The organism is Ruegeria sp. BB6, assembly GCF_056539385.1.
In genome coordinates, this window is the sequence record NZ_JBQFUW010000002.1 from 572830 (window position 1) to 590506 (window position 17677).

A 17677-nucleotide genomic window follows, 5' to 3' on the forward strand; every position below is an offset into this window, starting at 1 on the left:
CCCACCTCTTGCCGGACAGTCTAATTTGAGGTCAGCTTTATAGCAGCGCGCGCCTCAGGCTCAAGCCGGGGACGCAACCCCAGCAAAGGCGCAATGCGACCGATCAATTCGGCGGCCACGGGCACCGCTGTCCAGCCCGCCGTGCGGCGCTTTTCGCCATAGGCAACAATGGAGGGTTCGTCCAGCGTGACGATCAAAACATATTTGGGATCATAGGCCGGAAAGATCGTCGCGAACGTCGCGATGACCTTGTCGTCATAATAGCCGCCGCGTGGTTTCGGTTTGTCAGCTGTGCCGGTTTTACCCGCAACATCATAACCCGCCACGTCACCGAAGCTGGCTGTCCCGTCCGTAACCACCTTGCGCAACATCTTCTGCGCCTGAAGCGCGGCACCATGTGACAGCACGCGGGGACCATACTGCGGGCCGTTCTTTCGCAAGATCGTCGGGCTGACGTAGTGCCCGCCGTTGGCGATCGCAGCATACCCGGCGGCCAGATGCATGGGGCTGGTCGACAACCCGTGGCCGTAAGAGATGGTTACGGTGCTCAACTCGCCCCATTTCTTGGGCTTGAGAGGCTCGCCGCCAGCGGCTTCGACAATCTCAAAGGGTGTGGGCTCAAACATGCCGAGTGCGCGCAGAAAATTCTGCTGCCGCTGCGCCCCGATTTGCAGGGCCAACCGCCCGGTACCCCGGTTCGAGCTGTGGACGATCACATCCGCAACGCTGATTTTTCCGTAGTTCTTGCCGTTGAACTCACCAATCGGGAAACGCCCGATTTTCATCGGCCCAGAGGTGTCGATGATCGTCTCAGAGTTCACCAGCCCCAGTTGCACCGCCTGCGCAGCCGTGAAGATCTTGAAGACCGATCCCAGTTCGTAAACACCCTGCACATAGCGGTTGAACAAGGGGCTGTCAGAGGGATCAAAGCCCGAGGTCGGTGGGCGCGGACGGTCGTTGGGGTCGAATGACGGCAACGACGCCGCAGAGATCACTTCGCCCGTATGCGCGTTCATCAGAACGGCCGAGGCACCCTTGGCGTTCATGATATTCATGCCGCCATACAGGACCTGCTCGACCGCAGCCTGAATGGTCAGGTCCAGCGACAGTTGCAGCGGCTTGTTGCCGTTCGCCGGATTGCGCAGATAGTCGTCGAACTGCTTCTCGACCCCGGCAACGCCAATCACCTCGGCAGCGCTGACGCCTTCGCGCCCAAAGCCCGATCCGCCAAGAATATGCGCGGCCAGTTTGCCATTAGGATACAACCGCATCTCGCGTGGGCCGAACAGGATGCCAGGATCACCAATGTCGTGGACGGCCTGCTTCTGCTCGGGAGAGATGCGCTTTTTGATCCACAGGAACTTGCGGTCGCCGGTGAAGTCCTTGACCAGTCGTTCTTTTTCCAGATCAGGAAAGATCGCGACCAACTGATCGGCGGCAGCCACAGGGTCGATCATCAGGGGCGGCTGGGCATAGACCGAATAGGTATCCAGATTGGTTGCCAGAATTCGCCCCTCGCGGTCGACGATATTGGCCCGCTGCATCGCAATCGCAGCCCCCGGCGCACTGGCCAGCGGCTCTTGCGCCTCAGACGTTGCCAGCATCCCCATTCGGATACCCACCACCGCGAAGGCACAGAAAAAGAACAGGCCGAGCACCAAAAGCCGCCCTTCCGCACGGGCGCGGGCGTGATCCTTCATGTCTTCGTGGCGTTGGCGAATGTTCTCGCGCTCGATGGCCTTGGGGTTTTCCCCCCGCGCGCGCGCGTCGAGAATATGGGCCAGAGGGCGAAGTGGCGTGCGCGTCATGGGATCTGCACCTCGCCCAGAGCCTGAATGTTGGTCAGTGCCTGCAGCTCGAACGGATCCACGATTGGCAGGTCGGGGTCTTCTGCATAGGCAATCTGGTCAGCCCGCCCAAACTGTTCGGCGCGCAGGGGAAGCAAGCCCAAACGCTCAAAATTCAGGTCGGCCAGCTCGCGCAGGCGATCCGGGCGGTTGAGATACGCCCACTCAGCGTTCAGGACCGCAAGCCGCACCTGAGCCACGCCAATCTCGCGCTGCAACTTCTGAGTTTCTTTCACGACCTGCTGGGTGCGGTAATTCTCTTGATACGCCCAAAGCGCCAATCCGAACACGGCCAAGGCAGTCAACACATACAATACACTTTTCATCTTGCCCTTCCCCCAAGTTGCGGCATCCCAATGGCGCGGGCTTCAATTTCCCCCGCCGGTGCCTCGGTCCGCACAGCCACACGCAGCTTGGCCGAGCGCGCGCGCGGGTTTTCCTGCAATTCCTGCTCATCCGGCCCAACAGCCTTGCGGGTCTTGAGCGTAAACTGCGGCTGGTCCTGTTCCACTTCCGGCGCATACCGATTTGCACGCCCGGTCTTGCCAGCACGGGACTGCAGGAACCGTTTGACCATACGGTCCTCGATCGAGTGAAACGTCACCACCGCAAGCTGCCCGCCCGGTTTCAACGCCCGCTCAGCCGCCATGAGCCCCTGGAACAGTTCTTCATATTCCGCGTTCACCGCGATCCGCAGACCCTGAAAGCTGCGCGTCGCCGGATGCGATTGACCCGGCTTTGGACGCGGAAGGCAGGATTCTATAATCTCTGCAAGACGCAGCGTCGTGGTAATCGGCGCCTCGGCCCGCGCCTTTACGATGGCCTTGGCGATCCGGCGGCTGGCGCGTTCCTCGCCAAAATGGAAAAGGATGTCGGCCAGTTGCGCCTCGCTTGCCGAATTGACCAGATCAGCGGCGCTTTCACCCTGCTGGCTCATACGCATATCCAGCGGACCGTCTTTCATGAAAGAAAAACCGCGCTCGGCCTGATCCAGCTGCATGGACGAGACCCCAAGGTCCAGCACCACCCCATCCAGATCCTGCGCATATTCATCCATCCGAGAGAACACGCCCTGCTGCATCACCAGCCGGTTGCCATACTCCCCCGCCCAATCAGCGGCCATCTCAAAGGCCAGCGGATCCCGATCCACGCCGATGACTTTTTCAGCACCAGCATCCAGCAAGCCGCGTGTATACCCTCCGGCACCAAAGGTTCCATCCAGCCAGACGCCAGACACGGGCGCCACGGCTGCAAGCAACGGACGCAGAAGGACAGGAATGTGAGGTTTCTTGGTGGGGGTCTCAGCGCCGGCCATGCCGTTACGCATCCCCGGTGCCGTCTAGGAACTCCAGAGGATCAAAGTCCCCCGGCTGTTCGTCCAACCATTCTTCGGCCGAAGCCAATTCTTCCGATTCATATGTCTCGGGCTTCCAAATCTGGAACGTATCCCCGGCCGCGATAAAGAATGCCTCGCCCTCAAGTCCGATCTTGTTGCGCAGCTTGGCCGGCAACACCAGACGGCCGGTCTCATCCACCGTTGTCGGGAAGGACTGGCCATGGAACATGCGCTGCAGCAGCTTCCGCTGCATCGAACCGCGCGGCAGAGCGTCGATCTTGTCATCAACTTCGTCAATCGCCCGCATCGTGTAGCATTCAAGAAATTTCCGACGGTGGTCGCCATAGACAATCACAAGCTCTGGATTATTGCCGGGCTGCCAGTTGGGGTCACAGGATTCAAGCACACGGCGAAAAGAGGCCGGGATCGAGACCCTGCCCTTCGTGTCCACCTTATGGTGGCTTTCACCTCTAAACCTGCGCGCCAAGACGACTGTCCCTTTCGCTTGCGCCCCACCTAAAATTCACGTTCCCCCCGGATGAAAAACGGCGGGTTGATCTGCTGCCACTGATCAACCCGCCGCATTGACCCGCCTTGCGGGATGTCCAGCTGCGCGCGCCACCTGGGGGGATGTCTGCTCGCCCGCGCGCCGGATCTCTTGAGTGATGAAAGCGAGATGCCTGTATGAAACCTGAATTTTTTTGGTTCGGGGTCGTTTGGTGCCCCATGTGCCTCGTCCTCATCGGATGAATAAGGGATGACATGGGAAATCATGGAAATCAACAGGAATTTTTAGCACGCAACTGCGATTCAATGAACATATCCAACAGAAACGAAGTTGAAAACACCAAAGTTTACCCACAAATTGTGCCATAAGGACATTTAGACACATTATATAGCCAAAAGTTGCCCGTCCAAGTTATCCCACGATTTCCCAAAAAAATTTCAAGAATCGTGTTTTTGACTGAAAGTGGCCGCGTACCTCACCTGATATCGACGAATCGACTGCGCCCAATTCCCAATAAAACCGCCAGACGAAAGACCATTCCCGGAAAGGACCCATGAATTCCCGTGACCCTTTGAAACCGAGGCCAACCTCCGCGAAATGCGGCCACAAAATTTCAAATCGCCCAAATTTCAGGACACCTCGCCCAAAGAGGCGGCAAAATCATGCACTGCAGTATCTACGTGAAAACCACTCACCAAGGCGCCACCTATGAAAAGTCATATTTTAAAGGCACTTTCCCACTCAGGTTTACAACTCTTTGATATCCATGCGCTTGCCGCATAGCAGCAATGATCACGTGACCTATTGTGCAACCGCAGCATTGGCTTATTTTCAGTCTCAAGCAAACGCCGGCAGACACCGGCAACGACACAACAAACCGGGTTACGCACATGGCTGTAGCAACACATCAGACCGCGCTTGAAAGCGCTCCGGCAACCGGCCTGGCTTCGCTGATCGAGGCCGCAAAAACCCGGTACGGTCGCTATCGCATCTACCGTCAGACGGTGAACGAACTGTCGGAACTGTCGAACCGCGAGCTGGCCGATCTGGGCCTGCACCGTTCGATGATCCGCCGCCTGGCAATGCAAGCGGCCGAAGAACACTACGCGCGCTAAGCGCAACATATACCGAGATCAGGTCCTTCCTCCTCCCTTAGGACCTGTATTTCAGCGGCGACATTTCTCCTCCTCCCTAATGTCGCCGCACCTTATACCGGCCCTAACTGCCGGAAACTGATACACCGGGTACTCCTCCTCCCTTTCTCGGTGTTGAAAGCGCGCGGCGACGTCTCTCCTCCTCCCTGACGTCGCCGCGTCTTACAGATACCGGGATCAAACCCGGATAGAATACATCAGGGCTCTCCTCCTCCCTGCCCTGATGTTGAAAGAGCGCGACGACACCTCTCCTCCTCCCTGGTGTCGTCGCGACTTACACATACCGGGATTAAACCCGGGTTCGGATACATCGGGACTCTCCTCCTCCCTGTCCTGATGTTGCAATGAACGGCGGTTTCCTCTCCTCCTCCCTGGAAACCGCCGTTTTTCTTTGCTCGAAACAAAAAAGAGGGCGCGAACGCCCCCTGCTTCTTCTGTTCAAAATACTTCGGAGCGCGAGGCAGAGCCTCGCAAAAAACTCAGAACGGCACGTCATCCTTGGCCGACAGGAAACGCGAGACGACTTTCTTCACCCCCGCCTTGTCAAAATCGACTTCGACCTTGTCGCCTTCGATTCCAATCACTGCGCCATAGCCAAACTTCTGGTGAAACACACGCTCTCCCATTGTGAAACTGGCCACTGCGGTCGCATCAATCACAGTGTTCCGGCTTTCGCGGGGCTGAGACGTCCCATATTGCCCCTGCCGCGCCTGCATCCGCTTCCAACCCGGAGAGTTATAGACATTCGCTTCGGCCGCGCGGTTTTCGATGCTGGCCGTCGCCTGCCCCCCGCCATAAAGACCCGGAGGCGTCAGAACCTCCACGTGATCCTCGGGCAATTCGTCAATGAAACGCGAGGGCATAGAGTTCTGCCATTGCCCAAACACCCGCCGGTTGGCGGCAAATGAAATCGTGCAAACTTCTTCGGCGCGGGTAATCCCCACATAGGCCAGGCGCCGCTCTTCCTCCAGCCCCTTGATCCCCGATTCATCCATTGACCGCTGTGAGGGGAATAAGCCATCCTCCCACCCCGGCAGGAACACGGCGGGAAACTCCAAGCCTTTGGCCGCGTGCAGCGTCATGATCGAGACCTTGGCCCCGTCGCCATCCTGTTCGTTGTCCATGACCAAACTGACATGCTCCAAGAACCCTTGCAGATTCTCGAAATTGTCCAGTTGATTGACCAGCTCCTTCAAGTTCTCCAACCGACCCGGAGCCTCGGGCGTCTTTTCGTTCTGCCAGTGGGCCGTGTAGCCGGATTCGTCCAAAATGATCTGCGCCAGCTCGATATGAGAGACTTCGGGCTCTCCAAACCGCAGCGGCGCACCGTCGTCGATAACCGAATCGTCCTCGACCTCGATCCGCGGCCCGCGCGTCATCGCATTCCACCGCGCCAGCCCGTCGATCAACTCGCGCAGCGCCTTTCCGCCCTTGCCTTTGATCAGCCCGCTATCAACCGCAATCCGCGCCCCGTCGACCAGAGACACACCATTTTCGCGCGCGGTCATCTGGATCTTTTGCTGCGCCTTGTCGCCCAAACCCCGTTTGGGCGTGTTCACGATCCGCTCGAACGCCAGATCATCGCCGGGGCTGACCACCAACCGGAAATAGGCCATGGCATCGCGGATCTCCATCCGCTCATAGAACCGAGGGCCGCCGATCACCTTGTAAGGCAGACCGATGGTCAGAAACCGATCCTCAAACGCGCGCATCTGGTGTGAAGCGCGAACCAGAATCGCGATCTCGTCCAATCCCATCGGTCGAACGCCGCGCGTTCCGCCCTGCATCGCGTCGATTTCCTCACCGATCCAGCGCGCCTCTTCTTCGCCATCCCAGTGACCTATCAGACGAACCTTTTCGCCGTCCTCCGCGTCGGTCCAAAGCTCTTTGCCCAGCCGACTTTCATTGCCGCGAATGACGTTGGACGCAGCGGCCAGAATATGCGGGGTCGAGCGGTAATTCTGCTCAAGCCGAACGACATAGGCACCGGGAAAGTCTTTCTCGAACCGAAGGATGTTGCCCACCTCGGCCCCGCGCCAGCCATAGATCGACTGGTCATCATCGCCCACGCAACAGATGTTCTTATGCGCCCCCGCCAGAAGGCGCAGCCATAGGTACTGAGCGACGTTTGTGTCCTGATATTCGTCCACCAGAATATAGCGGAACCAGCGCTGATACTGCTCTAGAACATCCTGATGGGTTTGGAAAATCGTAACCACGTGCAGCAGCAGATCACCAAAATCGACCGCATTCAGTTCGCGTAGGCGGGTTTGGTATTGCGCGTAAAGCTCTATGCCCTTGTTGTTATACGCCCCAGCGTCCGCAGCGGGCACCTTGCCAGGCGTCAACGCGCGGTTCTTCCAGTCGTCGATGATCCCGGCCAGCATCCGTGCAGGCCAGCGCTTGTCGTCGATATTAGAGGCTTGGATCAACTGCTTGAGCAACCGCAACTGATCATCCGTGTCCAGAATGGTGAAATTCGATTTCAGGTCGACCAGTTCCGCGTGGCGGCGGAGAAGTTTAACGCAGATCGAGTGGAAGGTCCCCAACCAAGGCATGCCCTCGGCAGGCTGACCCAATAGCCGCCCGACCCTTTCTTTCATCTCGCGCGCTGCTTTGTTGGTGAATGTGACAGACAGGATCTCATTCGGTCGGGCACGCCCGGTACTCAGCAGATGCGCAATCCGCGCAGTGAGCGCCTTGGTTTTTCCAGTTCCCGCACCAGCCAGCATCAGAACCGGCCCATCCAGACGTTCAACCGCTTCACGCTGGGCTGGATTCAACTCGTCAAGATAAGGTGTGGGGCGCGTAGCCATTGCCCGCGCCGACAGCGATGCGCCTTCAAAGGCGTCCATTTCGTCGAAACTGCTCATGAACCCAAACTACGCTGGATGAGCACTGAGGGAAAGGGTTTGTTCACGCCTTGTTCGCAAAGAATTCTACTGTTTGGTTTTCGACAATTCAACTCAACTCGTCCGTTTCGATCAGAGAGAAATTAACCTTCTATCAAAACTTGCGCCAGATGCTCTGCGACACTGCTGTGGGAGCGCGAACATGAAACACAAAAGCGAAACGGGCTGGTCGTCCCGCCTTAAATTTGCTGCCATCATCCTGACATTGGGGGTTCTGACGGTCTTATCGGGCTGGGGCATATATGCCGTCCCGGCACCTGTCGTCGACAGGATGCTGGAATCCGATCTACGGAAAGACGCCACCCGGCTGGGCAAGCAGGTCACTTCGCATCTTCGGGATGTAGAAGCCACGTTTCAGACAGGTTTCGTCAATGGCCAGGATCAGGAATTTCTGGAACTTCTTCCGGCAACGTCCGACATATACAGGTTCAAGCTGTTTAATGCCGACGGACGTGTTTTCTGGTCTTCGCGCCACTCGGATCTGGGCGCGACGAACACAAAACCCTTTTTTCAAAGCGTCATCCGTCAGGGAAACATGTACTATAAACATGAAGAAAAACCCCTGACCGAAGTCGAGGATTTTGACGGCGCGGCGATTCAGACATCCGGACCCGAAACGCGTCACGTGGCCGAAATCTACACACCAGTTATTCGCGACGGGCGTTTTCTTGGGGCGATGGAGTTCTATTCGGACATCACGGATGTGCGAAACCTGTTCACTCAGCGCGTCCGACTGTTGCTGTTCATTCTAAGCGCCGTGGCGCTGCTGGCTCTGACCATCGTAACGCTGGTGGTCTTCCGCGCGAACCGCCGCCAGGTGAGCAGCCTGCGCGGACGGGCTGTGAAAGAACGGCAGTTAATGGACGAACAACTCCGCCTTGCGCGTGAGGTTCGCTTGCTCGGCGAATTGAACGAATGGCTGCAATCAAGCCGGTCGCTGGACGAGCTTTTTGACATGGTATCGCGCTTTATGACCCATATCCTCCCGGAAGCGGAAGGCAGCGTCTATGTCTACTCGAATTCTCGCGACGTACTAGACGGCTGCGCCAGTTGGAACGGCGGCTGCCACAAAGCGCACATCCACCCCGAGGGGTGTTGGGGTCTGCGCCGGGGTCGGACCTATGAATTTGGGGCGTCGGAGATCGATTTTGTGTGTGAGCATGCCGAACCCCATGACGGCAGACCCTATTTTTGTTTTCCAATCCTGGCGCATGGGGAAACGGTCGGCCTACTGCACTTACGTGCGCTCGAAGGGAAACATGAGAGCTTTCACGCCAGCAAGAAGCTCGCCCAGCTTTGCGCCGAGCAAATCAGCATGGCAATCGCCAACGTTCGCATGCGCGATCAGTTGCACGACCAGTCGGTTCGCGATCCTCTGACGGGGCTGTTCAACCGCCGGCACATGACGGAAACCCTCCGCAAATCCATCAATCGCAGCCAACAAACGGGTGCGCCACTCAGCCTGATCGCCGTCGACGTGGATCACTTCAAAAAGTTCAATGACACCCACGGGCACGACGCCGGGGACATGGTTCTTCGTGCAGTCGGTTCCGCGCTGGAACAAGGTTGCGACCGGGACGAGATTGCTTGTCGTATCGGCGGCGAGGAATTCATGCTGATATTGCCTGACAACACCCCCGAAGACGCAATGACCCGTGCTGAACAAATTCGTCAGGCTGTCGAAGCTGTCTCGGTCCGGTATGGTGAGAAATCGCTGCCGCGCATCACAATCTCTGTGGGCGTGTCCCACTATCCTGCGCACGGAACAATGACGCAGGACCTGATGCGCGCAGCAGATGACGCATTGTACTCCGCCAAGGACAATGGGCGTAATCAGGTTCAGGTCGCGCGCGGCCACACTGCATCGAATGAAACTCCGCTGCGTTCCGTGAAGAAACAGATGGGGGGTGGCTGAAACCGTGCCAAAAGCTTAATTTTCTTGCCGAATCGCACGTCAGGTCTGATCAATCCTTATGGACCTACACACCAGCTACCCCGGAATTGCCGACCTGAAACGCCGCGCCAAACGCAGGATACCGCATTTCGTGTGGGAATATCTGGACAGCGGAACCGGGGCCGAAGCAACACTACAGCGCAATAGGGTCTCATTGGATCGTGTCGGATTTCTACCGTCGATCCTGCATGGTTCCATAAACTGCGACACGCAATGTCAGTTTTTGGGCCAGACCTACCCTCTGCCATTTGGGGTCGCGCCAATCGGAATGGCTGGCTTGATCTGGCCCGACGCCGAGGGGTTGTTGGCGCGAGCGAGCGCAAAGGCTGGCCTGCCCTTTACCCTTTCAAACGTCGCCACCCAAAGCCCCGAGGACGTGTCCCCTCATCTAGGGCAGAATGCGTGGTTCCAGCTTTACCCGCCCAAAGACCCCGACATTCGCCGCGACTTGTTGGATCGTGTAAAGGCGGCAGGGTTTTCCACCCTTGTGATGACCGCCGATGTACCGGTTGCATCACGCCGCGAACGCCAAACGCGATCCGGCCTGACCAACCCACCAAAACTGACCCCGCGCCTGCTGATGCAGATTGCGCAGCGGCCCGCGTGGGCGATGGCCATGGCGCGCAATGGACCTCCGAGAATGCGCACGTTGGACAAGTATACTGACAACTCCAGCAACCTGCCCCCGACAGCGCATGTCGGGTATCTGCTCCGAACATCGCCGGATATGGAATATGTGCATTGGTTGCGCGATGCGTGGGATGGCGACCTGATCGTCAAAGGCGTCATGAGGGCCGAGGACGCAGAGCCCCTCAAGAAGGCTGGCGTAGACGCGATTTGGATATCGAATCACGGAGGGCGGCAGTTTGACGGAGCACCTGCCGGTATTGAGGTCCTGCCAGCGATCCGGGCAGCAACCGACCTGCCGCTGATCTTCGACAGCGGCGTCGAAAGTGGGCTGGACATATTGCGAGCGCTGGCTCTTGGGGCTGATTTTGTCATGCTGGGCCGTGGTTTTATGTACGGTTTGGCCGCATTGGGCCAAAACGGTCCAGCGCATGTGATCGACATTTTGCGGCAGGACCTGCAGGCGAATATGGGGCAGTTGGGGGCCGCAACACTGGAACAAATCCCGCAGATCTTGACTCTGGATTGATGCCGCAGCGCAGCGCGTGTAGTAAGATAGCGCTAACAAAGGGCGTTTGCGAGCGTTAACATGCCGGTTCTACCCAGAACGACTGATATACGTGCGCGTATTGTCTGCCTATCAACACGGCCAAACAAGTAGGACCGGGACCTGACATGACCGACTTTACCAAGATCCTGATCGCCAATCGCGGCGAGATTGCCATTCGCGTGATGCGCGCAGCCAACGAGATGGGCAAACGCACCGTTGCTGTCTTCGCCGAAGAGGACAAGCTGGGCTTGCACCGTTTCAAGGCGGATGAGGCATATCGCATTGGCGAAGGGATGGGCCCGGTTGCGGCATATCTCAGCATTGATGAGATCATCCGCGTCGCCAAGGAATGTGGCGCGGACGCGATCCATCCGGGCTATGGCCTTCTGTCGGAAAACCCCGAATTCGTGGATGCCTGCGTTCAGAACGGCATCACCTTCATCGGCCCCAAGGCCGAGACCATGCGCGCCCTTGGTGACAAGGCCAGCGCCCGTCGCGTCGCGATTGAGGCGGGCGTGCCGGTTATCCCCGCGACCGAGGTTTTGGGCGATGACATGGACGCAATCCGGGCCGAAGCCGCCGAGATCGGCTATCCGCTGATGCTGAAAGCGTCTTGGGGTGGCGGTGGACGCGGGATGCGCCCCATCGAATCCGAGGCAGAGCTGGAAGAAAAAGTTCTGGAAGGCCGCCGCGAGGCTGAGGCCGCATTCGGCAACGGTGAGGGCTATCTGGAAAAGATGATCACCCGCGCCCGCCATGTCGAGGTTCAGATTCTGGGCGATAAGCATGGTGAGATTTATCACCTCTATGAACGCGACTGCTCGGTCCAGCGCCGGAACCAGAAGGTCGTGGAGCGCGCGCCCGCCCCGTACCTGTCCGACGAACAGCGCGCGGAAATCTGCGAGTTGGGCCGCAAAATCTGCGCCCATGTGAATTACGAGTGCGCGGGCACGGTCGAATTCCTGATGGATATGGAGACCGGCAAGTTCTACTTCATCGAGGTGAACCCTCGCGTGCAGGTCGAACACACCGTCACCGAAGAGGTCACGGGCATCGACATCGTGCAGGCTCAGATCCTGATCGCCGAGGGGAAGACTTTGGCCGAGGCCACCGGAGCCGCCAGCCAGTCGGATGTGCATCTGAACGGCCACGCGCTGCAAACCCGGATCACCACCGAAGACCCGCAGAACAACTTCATCCCCGATTATGGCCGCATCACCGCCTATCGCTCGGCCACCGGGATGGGTATCCGTCTGGATGGCGGTACGGCCTATGCAGGCGGGGTGATCACGCGGTATTACGACTCTCTGCTGACCAAGGTCACGGCATGGGCACCGACGCCGCAAGCCGCGATTGCCCGGATGGACCGCGCCCTGCGCGAGTTTCGTATTCGCGGTGTCAGCACCAATATCGACTTTGTCATCAACCTGCTGAAACACCCGACATTCCTGTCGAATGAATACACCACCAAGTTCATCGACACGACGCCGGACCTGTTCACCTTTAAACGCCGCCGCGACCGGGGCACCAAGGTTCTGACCTATATCGCGGATATCACCGTGAACGGGCATCCCGAAACCAAGGACCGCCCCGAGCCTCGCGCCGACCTGAAAGAGGCCAAGCCCCCCGCGTTGAAGGGTGAACCCAAGATGGGCACCCGCAACCTGCTGGAACAGAAAGGCCCCCAGGCCGTGGCCGACTGGATGAAGGCGCAGCGGCAATTGCTGATCACCGACACCACCATGCGCGACGGGCATCAGTCGCTGCTGGCCACCCGGATGCGCTCGATCGACATGATCAAGGTGGCCCCCACCTATGCGGCCAACCTGCCGCAACTGTTCTCGGTCGAATGCTGGGGCGGCGCGACGTTTGATGTGGCCTATCGGTTCCTGCAAGAATGCCCGTGGCAACGTCTGCGCGACCTGCGCGAGGCGATGCCGAACCTTATGACTCAGATGCTGCTGCGCGGGGCGAATGGGGTTGGGTACACCAACTACCCCGACAACGTGGTGCAGGAGTTTGTCCGTCAGGCGTCACAGAATATCGACGTGTTCCGCGTGTTCGACTCGCTCAACTGGGTCGAGAATATGCGCGTTGCCATGGATGCGGTCATCGAGAACGGCAAGATTTGTGAGGGCACCGTTTGTTATACGGGCGATATTCTGGACCCCGATCGCGCCAAGTACGACCTGAAATACTATGTCGGCATGGCGAAAGAGCTGCGCGACGCTGGTGCGCATGTGCTTGGCCTCAAGGATATGGCAGGTCTTCTGAAGCCGGCCTCGGCCCGCATTCTGATCCGCGCGCTGAAAGAAGAGGTTGGCCTGCCGATCCATTTCCACACCCATGACACCGCCGGCATCGCCAGCGCCACCATTCTGGCGGCGTCCGAGGCGGGCGTGGACGCGGTAGATTGTGCGATGGACAGCTTCTCTGGCAACACCTCGCAGGCGACGCTGGGCACCGTGGTCGAAGCCCTGCGCCATACCGAGCGGGACACCGGGCTGGACATAAAGGCCATCCGCGAGATCAGCGACTACTTTGAGGCCGTGCGAGGCCAATACGCGGCGTTTGAATCCAGCCTTCAGGCTCCGGCCTCCGAGGTTTATTTGCATGAGATGCCGGGCGGTCAATTCACCAACCTCAAGGCGCAAGCGCGCAGCTTGGGGCTGGAAGAACGCTGGCACGAGGTTGCGCAGATGTATGCTGACGTGAACCAGATGTTTGGCGACATCGTCAAGGTGACGCCGTCGTCCAAGGTTGTCGGCGATATGGCGTTGATGATGGTCAGCCAGGGTCTGACCCGCGATGACGTGGAAAGCGCGGATACGGATGTGGCCTTCCCCGACTCGGTCGTCGATATGATGCGCGGCAATCTGGGCCAGCCTCCGGGCGGGTTCCCCGATACGATCATCAAGAAGGTGCTGAAGGACGAAACCCCCAACACCGACCGCCCCGGCAAGGACGTGCCTGCCGTCGATCTGGAAGCCACCCGCGCCGAGCTGTCAAAGCTGCTGGAAGGCAAAGAGGTTGATGACGAGGATCTGAACGGATACCTGATGTATCCCAAAGTCTTCCTCGACTATATGGGCCGTCACCGCACCTATGGCCCGGTGCGTACCCTGCCCACGCGCACCTTCTTCTATGGCATGGACCCGGGCGAAGAGATCACGGCCGAAATCGACCCCGGCAAGACGCTGGAAATCCGTTGTCAGGCCATCGGTGAGACCGACGAGAAAGGCGAGGTCAAAGTCTTCTTTGAACTCAACGGCCAACCCCGCGTGATCCGAGTGCCGAACCGTCTGGTGACGTCGTCCACACAGGCCCGACCAAAGGCCGAGGCAGGCAACCCCAACCATATCGGCGCACCGATGCCAGGGGTTGTTGCGACCGTGGCCGTCTCTGCCGGGCAGGAAGTCAAAGAAGGCGATCTGTTGCTGACCATCGAGGCCATGAAAATGGAAACCGGCATCCATGCGGAACGCGACGCGGTGGTTAAGTCGGTCCAAGTTCAGCCCGGCGGCCAGATCGACGCCAAAGACCTACTGGTCGAACTGGAATAACAAAAAAGGCGCGCCAACCGGCGCGCCCTTTCATTTTGTTTCATTGCCAGTGTTAGCCGTCGATCACTTCTTCTTCGGTATTCTCTGGCAACGTTTGCACACCGTCATCGATCGACACCTCGTATTCCTCGGGTGCAGGCAGGTCCAGAAGGTCGTGCAGCTCGTTCAGCGCATCATCGCTCAGCTCGCGCCCACCTGTCAGTGTGTCCAAAGCCTCTTGCGGGTCAGTCTCGGCCAGCGTTTTTTCCGCTTCGTCCAAGGCCAGTTGAGCTTCTTCGACCGCCGCATCGTACTTGTCCTGCGCGGTGAGTTCAGGGTTGTCCAAAAGCTCGTCTTCGGTCGGGGCGAATTTCGTTAGAATGTCATTTTCTTTCATGCCCAACAGGGTGTCCAACTCCATCTGTTTGTCCGAAAGATCCGTTGAGGCGTCCGTGAACCCAAGGATGCTCTGCTGATAGGTATACAACTTGCCCGGCATACTGTTGGGAGATGCGTTCAAAAGCGCGGTCTGGCTGGCATGAGCGGCATTGAGCCCCTTTAGTTCAGAGGCGATCTTTCCGTGCTTATTTGGATGAATGTACTCTTCCTCCACAACGACCGATTTCGTGACGACCTTCGTCGTCTTTTTGTTTCCCTTGACCAGATTCTCAAGAGTACCAAGCAGGCCGGGCTTGTTTTGACCGGAGGCTTGCGCCTTTGCTGATTTCTGCTTGTCCGTCTTGTTGAGGCCAATAGCGCCAAGCAAACCCTTACCGGTGCCTTTGGACTTGGCTTCGGAACCTCCCTTGGCCTTCGCGCTTTTTTCGCCGGATTTGCCGTTGGACTTGCCACCAGCGTTTTCGCCTCCGTTGCCTTTGCCACCCCCCTTGCCGCCGCCATTTCCACCGCCATTGCCACCGCCATTGCCGTTTTTTGCGATGGCCACTTCGGGGACAGCAATAACCGCGACAAAACTGGCCGCCCCAATCAAAAGAAAAGAGGTCGCCAAAACGCGCCCGATAGACACAATCCGTTTCATTTGTTCACCTGTCCCAGCTTCGAGTGGCAGCGAAAATCGGTCATTTGCGCGTGCAAAATCTCGACTATGGAAAGGTTAGCTACACAATCAGGCGGAAATGCGTCTTTTCTTTGTCATGGAGTGCCGCGCAATCAAAGCGCTAGAATCAGGTTTGCGACCGCCGAAACAAGAAGGGACGTAAAGGTTAGAACCATCCCGATCTGCCGCAAGATAACAACCTGAGGCGAGCGTCCAAAGCCATACGCGTGACATACGCGCCCCACCAACAGCAACAGCCCAAGAAAGTTTATCAACAGCCATCCGCCGCCCTGCAGTTCGGCCATTGCCATCAAAAACAACGTAAAAGGCGCGTATTCAGCAAAGTTTCCATGAGTTCGGATGGCTTTGATCATTGGGTCTTTGCCGCCATCTCCATAAGAGATTCTGTTACTTCTGCGACGACCAATCACGCTGAAGCTCAATCCAAGATACAAAAAGGCAGCGAGAGAGGCGTAGATAGGTGTGATGGTTAGCATGCTGTCTCCGATTTCCAGTGCTTCCCGTTTACGGGCACACGCTGTCTAGCGGATTTTGCTCAGCTTTTCAGGCTTGTTCGTGCAGATCGGTCTGTCTTGACGTTTGGTTAATAGAGATGATCACCACATCGTCGGGAAAGATTTTTTGCGAAAGACGCGTTTTTCCTCTTGCAGCTTTCCGCCAGAATTTATACTTCACGCCTCACTCAACGGCGCGGGCGTAGCTCAGGGGTAGAGCATAACCTTGCCAAGGTTAGGGTCGGGCGTTCGAATCGCCTCGCCCGCTCCATTGAGAGGTCTAAGGACCAACATATATGTATCTGATGCGGGCGTAGCTCAGGGGTAGAGCATAACCTTGCCAAGGTTAGGGTCGGGCGTTCGAATCGCCTCGCCCGCTCCAGATACGATTGTTTCCTAAACTTTTCTGGTTTCCGGAATGATGTTGCGCCATGCTAGTGGCGTTACCGATTTCAGGATTTTAACCATGTCAAATTATATTGTTCGCCCGCTGAGCGCTGCGGAATTACAGAATGCTGTGGATTGGTCTGGGCACGAGGGGTGGAACCCCGGCCATAACGATGCTCAATGTTTCCGGTCAATCGACCCCGAGGGTTATCTGGGCGGATTTCTGAATGGCGATATGATTTCATCCGTTTCAGCCGTTAACTATGACGATACGTTTTCCTTTCTTGGGCTATATTTCGTTCGCCCGGAATATCGCGGATCGGGCCACGGGCTTGAAATCGCTCAGCACGCATTGGCCCGTTGCGGGCGGCGCAATATGGGATTGGACGGAATTGCTGAGCTGCAAGACAGCTACCGCAAGTCAGGCTTTACATTCGCGCACAACAATTTTCGTTTCTGCGCAAAGGTTGCAGACATTCTGCCCAAGCTCGGTCAAGTCTTGGGGCGGGGCATTACAGCGGTGAACGACGCGCCAGATGCCCTGATTGCTTATGATCGCAAACTGTTCCCTGCCCCACGTGACGCCTTTTTGCAAAGCTGGCTGAGCGCGCCCAACCACGTTTCGCGGGTTTACACCGAAGCAGGGCAGATCAAGGGCTACGCCACACTTCGGCCGTGCCAGTCCGGTTTCAAGGTCGGCCCTTTGTTTGCCGACGACAGCGCAATCGCGCTTGCATTGTTGGCCAGCCTGCTGACAACCCTGCCGCTGGACAAGGGCCAGCACGAGGTTTTCATCGATATGCCTCAACCCAATGAGGCCGCATTTTCGGCGGCTGCGCTGCTTGGTCTTGAGAAAGTATTTGAAACGGCGCGAATGTATTCCGATCACGAACCGGATATCGACATGAACCGAATCTTTGGCATTACCACGTTTGAACTGGGCTAAAATGCCTTGAACGTCATCGTGGTCAGTGAACGCTCGATATTCGGGATCACCAGCAGATGCTCATTGATGAAATGACCCACATCTTCGGATTCGGGGATATAGAGCTTTAGCATCAGGTCGTATTCGCCACTGGTCGAGTACAGTTCGGAGTGAATTTCGCGCAGGGCGATTTCCTCGGCCACCTTGTATGTTGTGCCGGGTTTGCAGCGGATCTGGATGAAGACGCAGGTGGACATGGGCCGGGCCTTAGTTGTTCAAGTTGCGTGCAGGCTGGCACGGCGTGACGCCCGGCGCAATCCCCTGCAACAGTTTGCGCGGAATGGCACGAGCGGTCTGGATAAC

General features: G+C 57.7%; 13 protein-coding genes and 2 tRNA genes. 7 read left to right on the plus strand and 8 right to left on the minus strand.

All coding sequences use genetic code 11. The features are described from left to right. Nucleotides 1-20: 20 nt before the first annotated feature. The 4 genes from ACR0B7_RS07215 to mraZ are packed head-to-tail and all read right to left on the minus strand — an operon-like array spanning nucleotide 21 to nucleotide 3670. Nucleotides 21-1808: a peptidoglycan D,D-transpeptidase FtsI family protein gene (locus tag ACR0B7_RS07215; protein WP_170576561.1), complete on the minus strand. Its 1788-nt coding sequence runs from the start codon at nucleotides 1806-1808 to the stop codon at nucleotides 21-23. Further along, a complete protein-coding gene (gene ftsL / locus ACR0B7_RS07220; RefSeq protein ID WP_170384392.1) occupies nucleotides 1805-2173 on the minus strand; it encodes a cell division protein FtsL in 369 nt (122 codons plus the stop codon). The genes ACR0B7_RS07215 and ftsL overlap by 4 nt, the downstream gene beginning before the upstream one ends. After that, a complete protein-coding gene (rsmH, locus tag ACR0B7_RS07225; protein WP_170483910.1) occupies nucleotides 2170-3162 on the minus strand; it encodes a 16S rRNA (cytosine(1402)-N(4))-methyltransferase RsmH in 993 nt (330 codons plus the stop codon). The genes ftsL and rsmH overlap by 4 nt, the downstream gene beginning before the upstream one ends. A gap of 4 nt (nucleotides 3163-3166) precedes the next feature. Then, nucleotides 3167-3670: a division/cell wall cluster transcriptional repressor MraZ gene (gene mraZ, locus ACR0B7_RS07230; protein WP_170483912.1), complete on the minus strand. Its 504-nt coding sequence runs from the start codon at nucleotides 3668-3670 to the stop codon at nucleotides 3167-3169. Between the two features lie 911 nt (nucleotides 3671-4581). Here mraZ and ACR0B7_RS07235 point away from each other — a divergent pair. Next, the gene (locus tag ACR0B7_RS07235) at nucleotides 4582-4806 is read left to right on the plus strand and encodes a DUF1127 domain-containing protein (protein WP_170384398.1); all 225 of its coding nucleotides are present in this window, start codon (nucleotides 4582-4584) and stop codon (nucleotides 4804-4806) included. A 518-nt stretch (nucleotides 4807-5324) separates the two neighbouring features. On the opposite strand, the gene ACR0B7_RS07240 is transcribed toward ACR0B7_RS07235, so the two are convergent. After that, nucleotides 5325-7718: a UvrD-helicase domain-containing protein gene (locus ACR0B7_RS07240; RefSeq protein WP_170483914.1), complete on the minus strand. Its 2394-nt coding sequence runs from the start codon at nucleotides 7716-7718 to the stop codon at nucleotides 5325-5327. Between the two features lie 181 nt (nucleotides 7719-7899). Between ACR0B7_RS07240 and ACR0B7_RS07245 the strand changes: the two genes are divergently transcribed. The 3 genes from ACR0B7_RS07245 to ACR0B7_RS07255 all read left to right on the plus strand — a co-directional run bounded on the left by ACR0B7_RS07245 (nucleotide 7900) and on the right by ACR0B7_RS07255 (nucleotide 14451). Then, a complete protein-coding gene (locus ACR0B7_RS07245) occupies nucleotides 7900-9672 on the plus strand; it encodes a sensor domain-containing diguanylate cyclase (protein ID WP_170483916.1) in 1773 nt (590 codons plus the stop codon). 58 nt (nucleotides 9673-9730) lie between these two features. Next, complete coding sequence (locus tag ACR0B7_RS07250; protein ID WP_170576562.1) at nucleotides 9731-10867, plus strand: alpha-hydroxy acid oxidase; 1137 nt, start codon at nucleotides 9731-9733, stop codon at nucleotides 10865-10867. A 146-nt stretch (nucleotides 10868-11013) separates the two neighbouring features. Further along, the gene (locus tag ACR0B7_RS07255) at nucleotides 11014-14451 is read left to right on the plus strand and encodes a pyruvate carboxylase (RefSeq protein WP_170483920.1); all 3438 of its coding nucleotides are present in this window, start codon (nucleotides 11014-11016) and stop codon (nucleotides 14449-14451) included. Between the two features lie 52 nt (nucleotides 14452-14503). Here the strand turns inward: ACR0B7_RS07255 and ACR0B7_RS07260 are convergent, their stop codons facing one another. Beyond that, nucleotides 14504-15469 (minus strand): hypothetical protein, encoded by a 966-nt coding sequence (locus tag ACR0B7_RS07260; RefSeq protein ID WP_170483722.1) that lies wholly within the window; start codon nucleotides 15467-15469, stop codon nucleotides 14504-14506. 131 nt (nucleotides 15470-15600) lie between these two features. Then, nucleotides 15601-15984, minus strand: coding sequence for an MAPEG family protein (locus ACR0B7_RS07265; protein ID WP_170483922.1), 384 nt, complete (start codon nucleotides 15982-15984; stop codon nucleotides 15601-15603). Nucleotides 15985-16198: 214 nt separating this feature from the next. On the opposite strand from ACR0B7_RS07265, the gene ACR0B7_RS07270 reads away from it, so the two are divergent. The 3 genes from ACR0B7_RS07270 (at nucleotide 16199) to ACR0B7_RS07280 (ending at nucleotide 17335) form a co-directional block, all read left to right on the plus strand. Further along, nucleotides 16199-16273, plus strand: a tRNA-Gly gene (locus tag ACR0B7_RS07270). 36 nt (nucleotides 16274-16309) lie between these two features. After that, nucleotides 16310-16384: transfer RNA gene (locus ACR0B7_RS07275), tRNA-Gly, on the plus strand. 84 nt (nucleotides 16385-16468) lie between these two features. Next, nucleotides 16469-17335, plus strand: a complete 867-nt coding sequence (locus ACR0B7_RS07280; protein WP_170483924.1) for a GNAT family N-acetyltransferase — start codon at nucleotides 16469-16471, stop codon at nucleotides 17333-17335. On the opposite strand, the gene ACR0B7_RS07285 is transcribed toward ACR0B7_RS07280, so the two are convergent. Further along, nucleotides 17332-17571 (minus strand): Lrp/AsnC family transcriptional regulator, encoded by a 240-nt coding sequence (locus ACR0B7_RS07285; protein ID WP_170411035.1) that lies wholly within the window; start codon nucleotides 17569-17571, stop codon nucleotides 17332-17334. The two genes, ACR0B7_RS07280 and ACR0B7_RS07285, sit on opposite strands and share 4 nt — an antisense overlap. Nucleotides 17572-17677 lie beyond the last annotated feature (106 nt).

What these genes read in the sequence shown, in the direction of transcription:
- ACR0B7_RS07215 (WP_170576561.1), bottom strand. Translation starts at nt 1,808, where the DNA reads ATGACGCGCACGCCACTTCGCCCTCTGGCCCATATTCTCGACGCGCGC.
- ftsL (WP_170384392.1), bottom strand. Translation starts at nt 2,173, where the DNA reads ATGAAAAGTGTATTGTATGTGTTGACTGCCTTGGCCGTGTTCGGATTG.
- rsmH (WP_170483910.1), bottom strand. Translation starts at nt 3,162, where the DNA reads ATGGCCGGCGCTGAGACCCCCACCAAGAAACCTCACATTCCTGTCCTT.
- ACR0B7_RS07235 (WP_170384398.1), top strand. Translation starts at nt 4,582, where the DNA reads ATGGCTGTAGCAACACATCAGACCGCGCTTGAAAGCGCTCCGGCAACC.
- ACR0B7_RS07240 (WP_170483914.1), bottom strand. Translation starts at nt 7,718, where the DNA reads ATGAGCAGTTTCGACGAAATGGACGCCTTTGAAGGCGCATCGCTGTCG.
- ACR0B7_RS07245 (WP_170483916.1), top strand. Translation starts at nt 7,900, where the DNA reads ATGAAACACAAAAGCGAAACGGGCTGGTCGTCCCGCCTTAAATTTGCT.
- ACR0B7_RS07250 (WP_170576562.1), top strand. Translation starts at nt 9,731, where the DNA reads ATGGACCTACACACCAGCTACCCCGGAATTGCCGACCTGAAACGCCGC.
- ACR0B7_RS07255 (WP_170483920.1), top strand. Translation starts at nt 11,014, where the DNA reads ATGACCGACTTTACCAAGATCCTGATCGCCAATCGCGGCGAGATTGCC.
- ACR0B7_RS07260 (WP_170483722.1), bottom strand. Translation starts at nt 15,469, where the DNA reads ATGAAACGGATTGTGTCTATCGGGCGCGTTTTGGCGACCTCTTTTCTT.
- ACR0B7_RS07265 (WP_170483922.1), bottom strand. Translation starts at nt 15,984, where the DNA reads ATGCTAACCATCACACCTATCTACGCCTCTCTCGCTGCCTTTTTGTAT.
- ACR0B7_RS07280 (WP_170483924.1), top strand. Translation starts at nt 16,469, where the DNA reads ATGTCAAATTATATTGTTCGCCCGCTGAGCGCTGCGGAATTACAGAAT.
- ACR0B7_RS07285 (WP_170411035.1), bottom strand. Translation starts at nt 17,571, where the DNA reads ATGTCCACCTGCGTCTTCATCCAGATCCGCTGCAAACCCGGCACAACA.